General features: G+C 70.7%; 7 protein-coding genes. 3 read left to right on the plus strand and 4 right to left on the minus strand.

Features of this window, described 5'->3' with window-relative positions; translation table 11 throughout:
* Nucleotides 1-81 precede the first annotated feature (81 nt).
* Nucleotides 82-897, minus strand: coding sequence for an ABC transporter permease (locus tag ACFXAZ_RS07470; protein WP_384586518.1), 816 nt, complete (start codon nucleotides 895-897; stop codon nucleotides 82-84).
* Nucleotides 898-935: 38 nt separating this feature from the next.
* Nucleotides 936-1,898 (minus strand): ATP-binding cassette domain-containing protein, encoded by a 963-nt coding sequence (locus ACFXAZ_RS07475; protein ID WP_384586297.1) that lies wholly within the window; start codon nucleotides 1,896-1,898, stop codon nucleotides 936-938.
* Between the two features lie 116 nt (nucleotides 1,899-2,014).
* Here ACFXAZ_RS07475 and ACFXAZ_RS07480 point away from each other — a divergent pair, with 116 nt between their 5' ends.
* Nucleotides 2,015-2,851, plus strand: coding sequence for a TetR/AcrR family transcriptional regulator (locus ACFXAZ_RS07480; protein ID WP_384586299.1), 837 nt, complete (start codon nucleotides 2,015-2,017; stop codon nucleotides 2,849-2,851).
* Nucleotides 2,852-2,868: 17 nt separating this feature from the next.
* Here the strand turns inward: ACFXAZ_RS07480 and ACFXAZ_RS07485 are convergent, their stop codons facing one another.
* Complete coding sequence (locus tag ACFXAZ_RS07485) at nucleotides 2,869-3,849, minus strand: WD40 repeat domain-containing protein (RefSeq protein ID WP_384586301.1); 981 nt, start codon at nucleotides 3,847-3,849, stop codon at nucleotides 2,869-2,871.
* Between the two features lie 109 nt (nucleotides 3,850-3,958).
* On the opposite strand from ACFXAZ_RS07485, the gene ACFXAZ_RS07490 reads away from it, so the two are divergent.
* Nucleotides 3,959-4,633, plus strand: coding sequence for an SGNH/GDSL hydrolase family protein (locus tag ACFXAZ_RS07490; RefSeq protein ID WP_384586303.1), 675 nt, complete (start codon nucleotides 3,959-3,961; stop codon nucleotides 4,631-4,633).
* 39 nt (nucleotides 4,634-4,672) lie between these two features.
* Here ACFXAZ_RS07490 and ACFXAZ_RS07495 read toward each other — a convergent pair whose 3' ends face one another.
* Complete coding sequence (locus ACFXAZ_RS07495) at nucleotides 4,673-5,449, minus strand: aminoglycoside adenylyltransferase family protein (RefSeq protein ID WP_384586305.1); 777 nt, start codon at nucleotides 5,447-5,449, stop codon at nucleotides 4,673-4,675.
* Nucleotides 5,450-5,555: 106 nt separating this feature from the next.
* Between ACFXAZ_RS07495 and ACFXAZ_RS07500 the strand changes: the two genes are divergently transcribed.
* Complete coding sequence (locus ACFXAZ_RS07500; RefSeq protein ID WP_384586307.1) at nucleotides 5,556-6,146, plus strand: Uma2 family endonuclease; 591 nt, start codon at nucleotides 5,556-5,558, stop codon at nucleotides 6,144-6,146.
* Nucleotides 6,147-6,264: the final 118 nt, after the last annotated feature.

Consider the following 6,264-nt stretch of genomic DNA (forward strand, 5'->3'; position numbering starts at 1 on the left):
TCCCCCCACCATCAACCCGCCGAACTCCCCCCACCATCAACCCGCCGAACTCCCCTCACCATCAACCCGCTGAACTCCCCCTCACCGGCTCAGCCGCTGGAACCTCCGTACCGCCAGCGGCAGGAAGATCGCCGTCAGCACCAGCGGCCACACCCCCGCCATCAGCAGCGCGTGCTGCTCGATCCAGGAGTCCCCGCCGCCGACCGGCGTCCCGAACAGCTCACGCGTCGCGGCGGCCGTCGAGGAGATGGGGTTCCACGCCGCCACCCAGCCCAGCCAGTCCGGCATCAGCTGCGGGGCGACGAAGATGCTGGAGATCATCGTCAGGGGGAAGGCCACCGCGAACAGGCCGCCCGCCGCCTCCGGGTTGGGGACGATCAGGCCCAGCCAGACGCCGACCCAGATCAGGGAGAAGCGGAGCCACAGCAGGAGTCCGAAGGCCGCCAGGAAGCCCCAGCCGCCGTCCGGGCGCCAGCCCATCGCCAACGCGGTCAGCATGATGATGGCCAGTTCGGCGCAGGCCACCAGCAGATCGGTGACCCCACGGCCCGCCACCACCGCCGACGACGACATCGGCATCGAGCGGAAGCGGTCGATGACCCCCTTCGTGGAGTCGTACACCACCACCGTCGCCGTGTTCATGAAGCCGAAGGCCATCGTCATCACGAACATCCCCGGCATCAGGAAGTCCTTGTAGTCCCCGCCGCCCGGCACGGTCATCGCGCTGCCGAAGACATAGCCGTAGAGAAGGACGGAGAGGATGGGGAAGCCCAGCTGCCAGGCGATGTTCACCGGCTGGCGCTGGTAGTGGGTCAGACCGCGCCGGACGATGTTCCAGACATCCGACAGCAGCCAGTACGTGCCGCTGCGCGAGGGCGGTTCGGTCCTGGCGGCCACCGTGCTCACACCGCCGTCTCCTTTCAGGTCCACAGCACTCACGCCGCCGCCTCCTTCTTCTCCGCCCGGTGTCCCGTCAGACGCAGGAACACATCGTCCAGGCTCGGCCTGCGCAGCCCGATGTCCTCGACGCGGACGCCCTCGTCCTGGAGGGTGCGGGCGACATCCGTGAGGGCCGCCACCCGGTCGGTCACCGGGGCGTGCACCCGCAACTCGCTCTCGTCGGACTCCGGTTCGCCGTCCGAGACCCGCGCCACGACCTTCACGGCCCGCGCGATGTCCGACCGCTCGGCGAGCACGACCTCGATACGGTCGCCGCCGATCAGGTTCTTCAGCCCGTCCGGGGTGTCGTCGGCGATGGCCCGGCCCTGGTCGATGACCGTGATCCGGGACGCCAGCTTGTCCGCCTCCTCCAGATACTGGGTGGTCAGCAGGACCGTCGTACCGCTCGCCACCAGCGCCCGCACCGACTCCCACACCTCCCCCCGGCTGCGCGGGTCCAGGCCCGTCGTCGGCTCGTCCAGGAAGAGCACCGCCGGGGCCAGGATCATCGACGCGGCCAGGTCCAGCCGGCGCCGCATACCGCCGCTGTAGCCGCCCGCGCCCTTGTCGGCCGCCTCGGTGAGATCGAACTGCGCCAGCAGCTCCACCGCCCGGCTCTTCGCGCGCGATCCGCCGAGGTGGAAGAGCCGGCCGAACATCTCCAGGTTCTGCCGCCCGGTGAGCACCTCGTCAACCGCCGCGTACTGCCCGGTGAGCCCGATCCGGGCCCGTACCTCGCGCGCCTTGCGGGCCACGTCCAGTCCGGCGACCGTGGCGTGTCCGCCGTCCAGCTTCACGAGCGTGGACAGGATGCGTACGGCGGTGGTCTTCCCGGCGCCGTTCGGCCCGAGCAGGCCGTGCACGGTGCCCTCGCGCACGACGAGGTCGAAGCCGTCCAGTGCCCGCTTCTCGCCGTACCGCTTCTCCAGGCCCTCGGCCCGCACCGCGTATCCGTCCATCGTGTGTCCCCCTCTGTCCGCGTTGCTCGCGCTGCTCGCGCCGCCTAACTGAGTACACCGTACCCGATGGCGCGTACAGCGTACCCAATTTTAATCCGGGGATTTAAGCTGAGCCCATGACGAGCGGCGAGAACAGCGGCAAGAAAGCCGGTGACGGCACGCAGACCAGTGGCAGCGGGGACATCGCCCGCACCCTGGAACTGCTGTGGGACACCGGCCGGCGGCCCAGCCGCGGCCCCAAACCGGGCCTGACGCTCGACCGGATCGTGGAAGCGGCCGTCCAGGTCGCGGACGCCGAGGGCCTGGAGGCGGTCTCCATGCGACGCGTCGCCGCCGAACTCGACACCGGCGCGATGTCGCTGTACCGGTACGTCCCCGGAAAGGGCGAGTTGCTCGATCTGATGCTGGACCGGGTCCAGGGACCCTCCGAGAACCCCGCCGCCCTCGGCGACGGCACCTGGCGCTCCGCCCTGGAGAGCATGGGCCACGCCACGCTCGCCCTCTACCGCCGCCACCCCTGGCTGCTCCAGGTCAACCAGACCCGCCCGATCCTGGGCCCGAGCGCCCTCGGTGCCATGGAGAAGGTCCTCTCCCGCATCAAGCCGATGAACCTGCCCGACCGCGAACTGGTCTCGGCGATCATCCTGGTCGACAGCTATGTCGTCGGAGCCGCCCGCACCCAGCTCTACGGGGAGGCGGCCGAGCACCGGACCGGCCTGACCGACACCGAGTTCTGGGCGGCACAGGTGCCGACCCTGGAGAAGGTCCTGGCCTCCGGCCGGTTCCCGCTGATGGCCGCCCTGGACGAGGACACCTGGGGCACGGACTTCGACCACTTCGGCTGGGGTCTCCAGCGCATCCTGGACGGTCTGGAGGCGATGGTCACGGCGAGGGCGGCGGTCACCACCACGCCCTCAACCCACCCCGACCCCACCGAGGCGAACGCCCACTGATCTCTGAGCGCGGCCGGCTAACCCCGCCGCCTCCGCCGCCGCGCCCCCAGCACCAGCACCGCCAGCACCGCCACGGCCAGCGCCCCGGCGCCGACGGACAGACCGGGCCCGTCCCCGGAGTCCTCCCCCGCCGCCGACGACCCCGAGTCCTCCGCGCCCGATCCCGACCCGCCCCCGGGCGCGTCCTCGGGCAGCACCCGGCTCCCCTCCCCCTCCGCCCCGTACATCAGCTTGCTCCCGTCGGCCGTGTACGTGACCGACTCGCCCTGCGCGAACCCGGTCGGCACGCTCAGCCGCTCCAGCCGCTTGAGCTGCCCGCCGTTCCACTCGTAGTCGATGGCCCCGAAGTAGCTGCGGACGACGAGATGACCGGCGTCCGGGGAGAGCGCCGCGTCGGTGGCCTCCAGGTCGGGGACGGCGGCGATCGGCTCGAAGACATTGGTGCCGGACGCCGACAGCTCGGCCGGGCCCTCGTACAGATGCCCGCCCTCGCTGTTCTTGTCCACGATGTAGACCCGCCCGGTCTCCGGGTGCACGACCAGCGACTCGGCGTCCCGGGCACCGTCCGCGTACTGGACGACGTACTGCGTGGCCCTGATCGACTGGTCCGTCAGCTCCGCGGGCTCGGGCAGCTGATAGATCCAGACGTGGTCCCAGGTCCCGCCGAGGTTGTCCCCTATGTCGCCGACGTAGATCTGGTCGTCGGGCCCGATCGAGATCGCCTCGATGTCCCGGGGCGTGCCGACGCCCGTGAGGGTGATCGTCGCGACCGTGTCGCCCGTCGCGCTGTCCACGGCGTAGAGGAAGGCCCCGTCGTCGCTGTCGTTGTGCGTCCAGTAGATCCCCGGATGCTGCCGGGACGCGGCGAGCCCGCTGGACTCGGTGATCCGCGGATCCTTGATCGTGAACCCCTCGTCACCGTCGGCGGCGGACGCGGACGGCACGGACAGCCCGACCGTGAGCAGGGCGGCGGCGAGAGGGACCAGTGATCGGCGCATGCCCCAAGACTGCCATCCCGTACGGGCGTTCCCGCCGGTGCCTGTGCCGTGCGCCGCGTCCCCTGCCCCCGCCGTCCCCGCCCCGCTCCCGGTCGGCCATCATGAGCGGATGCTCAGGTTGATGCCGGTAGGCGATTCGATGACCATCGGCAGTGCGGGCGAGCACACCTGGCGGTACCGGATGTGGCGGCACCTGTGCGCGACCCACGGCGGCCCGTTCACGCTGGTCGGACCGCGCGAGACGCTGTACGACAAGGGGGCCGACGCACCCGTCTCCTATCTCTACGCCGAGCCCGATTTCCCGCGCGCGCACCTGGCGGGCTGGGGCGAGGGCTGGCAGCACATGGCGCCGATGATCGGGCAGGCCGTACGGGAGGCACGCGCGGATGTGCTGCTGGTCTCCCTCGGCCTGATCGACCTGGGCTTCTACACCGACCCCGAGCAGACCACGCAGAACGTCCGGGCCTTCATCGCCGGGGCGAGGGCGGCCCGGCCGCGCGTGCGGATGGTGGTGCTGCCGGTGATACCCAACATCCGGGCCACCTCCGACGCCGCCTTCGCCACGCAGGTCGCCACGTTCAACGAACTCCTCGCGAAGACCGTCGCCGACCTGGACGAGCCGCGCTCCTCCCTGCTGCTGGCGTCGCTCCCGGCGTCGTACGACGTCGACACCGACACCTACGACGGCACCCACCCGAACACCAGCGGCGAGCACAAGATCGCGGAGGCCTTCGCCGAGGCGATGTACCAGGGGTGGGGGCTGGGCGGTGCGTACGAAGGGTGAGGGGCCGCGGACCGGGCGCTCACGTCGCTCAAGAGGCCGTCAGGTCGCCTGAGCGGAGGGCGCGGCAGCCTCGATCTCCCGGACCATCGCCCGCGCGCACTCCCGCACCCCACCCGGCACCGCCCCCACCGATCCCGCCTCCAGATACCCCGCCCGCGCCCACTCCAGCACCGGACGATGCCGCTCCGGGAGCCGCTCGCGCGCCCGGTCGGCCGCCGCGTCCTTCGATCGGATGGCGCCGGTGACCAGGGTGGTCCAGATCCGGGCGAGGGTCAGCAGGACGTTACGGGTGTCCGTGTCCAGCTCGGACATCAGCTCCGGCACCCCCGCCACGATGGCCCGGCGCAGGTCGGCGGGCGGGACGGGCGGGAGGAGTTGGGCCGGGGGCGGGCCGTGGAGCGCGGTGTCGCCGTCGCGGGCCATGGTGATCAGGGGGGCGAGATCGGGCATCGGCCCGGCGGCGGGGACGTACCCCCGCTCGTACTCCGCCCGCAGCCACTCCCCGTACAGGAACTCGCAGGTCGGCGGGTAGCGCCAGGGGCTGATCCCGCCGTGCACGACGACGATCAGCTCGACGGGCCGCCGCCCGGGGTCACCGGGGGCACCGGAGACCTCCATCAGCTCCCGTACCAGGTCCCGGCGTTGCCCCTCCGTCAGCGGTCGCTCCACGACCGCGAGCAGATCGACGTCACTGTGCGGACGCAGCCCGCCGAGGACGGCGGAACCGTGGAGGTAGACGCCCAGGAGGGTGCCGTCGTCGTCGAGGTGGCGGTGGAGGAGTCGTACGAGGGGGTAGGTGAGGGGGAGTGATGACACACTCGGCAGTGTGGGCATGGATCACTGTCCGTGTCCAAACCTTTGAACGTATCGTTGTACCGCGCGGCTGTACCCGCGAACAGGGCAGCCGGGGAGGAGCGCCACGATGACCGTCGTAGAGACCGACAGGATCGACATGGCCGACGAGAACGCACAGCACCTCGACGAGTTGTTCGAGCTGGTGGAGCGGATGATCCCCGAGGGTTTCAAGGTCGAGGTCGTCGAGGGGGCCGTCAATATGGTGCCGCAGCGGGATACGCACTGGGAGATCGCGCGCCGGATCATCCACGCGCTGGAGGACAAGTTCGGCAGGGACATCAAGGTGAAAACAGATGTCCGTATCGACTTGCCCGGCTACGAGAACGGCTTCTGCCCCGATGTGATGAAGCTGCAAGACGACGCCGAGCGCAACGCCGAGCGCGGCGGCTGGCGCCACGAGGATGTCGAGTTCGTCGCAGAGGTCATCTCACGGGGCACCGGGATGAACGACTACGGTCCCAAGAAGACCGCGTACGCGGAGGCCGAGATCCCCGTCTATCTCATCGCCGACCCTTATCTGGGCCGCTGCCACCTCTTCACCGACCCCAAGGACGGCGAGTACCGCACCGAGTCCCGGGTCGACTTCGGCGAGACCATCGATCTGACCCACACCCTCCTCGATCTCACCATCGACACGTCCAGGTTCCCCCGCGACTGACCACAACCGCCCCCGACTCGCCCCTCCCTCAACGGCCCGGAACCCCCTCCGGGCCGTTGGCCTGTGGACCCCCCCCCTCCCGGGGTGCGGCGGCGGGCACGGGGCCGGAGGACCCCCT

It is taken from the genome of Streptomyces sp. NPDC059477 (genome assembly GCF_042749375.1).
In the GTDB taxonomy this organism is placed as follows: Bacteria; Actinomycetota; Actinomycetes; order Streptomycetales; family Streptomycetaceae; genus Streptomyces.